Source organism: Winogradskyella ouciana (genome assembly GCF_009709615.1).
GTDB lineage: Bacteria > Bacteroidota > Bacteroidia > Flavobacteriales > Flavobacteriaceae > Winogradskyella > Winogradskyella ouciana.
This window is the reverse complement of the sequence record NZ_WJYA01000047.1, coordinates 1-285: the sequence shown is the minus strand read 5'-3', so window position 1 is coordinate 285 and position 285 is coordinate 1. Positions and strand designations below refer to the sequence as shown.

The 285-nt window shown below is 57.9% G+C and carries 1 protein-coding gene; it reads left to right on the top strand.

All coding sequences use genetic code 11. The features are described from left to right. A partial coding sequence (locus F1003_RS18550) for an aspartate carbamoyltransferase regulatory subunit (protein WP_162307003.1) occupies positions 1 to 285 on the top strand: 285 nt, incomplete at both ends.

The window sequence follows — 285 nt, the reverse complement described above, 5'->3', positions numbered from 1 at the left end:
TGCTCACCCTGTTCAAACTGACCGAAACCGACCAGCGCATCACCATCGGCCTGAACCTGCCCTCCGGCGAGATGGGCCGCAAGGATTTGATTAAAATCGAGAACACCTTCCTGACCGACGAGCAGGTTAACCAGCTGTCGCTGTACGCCCCGCAGGCGACGGTAAACCGCATTGATGATTACGAAGTGGTGGGCAAATCCCGCCCGAGCCTGCCGGATCGTATCGATAGCGTGCTGGTCTGCCCGAACAGCAACTGTATCAGCCACGCCGAACCGGTTTCTTCCA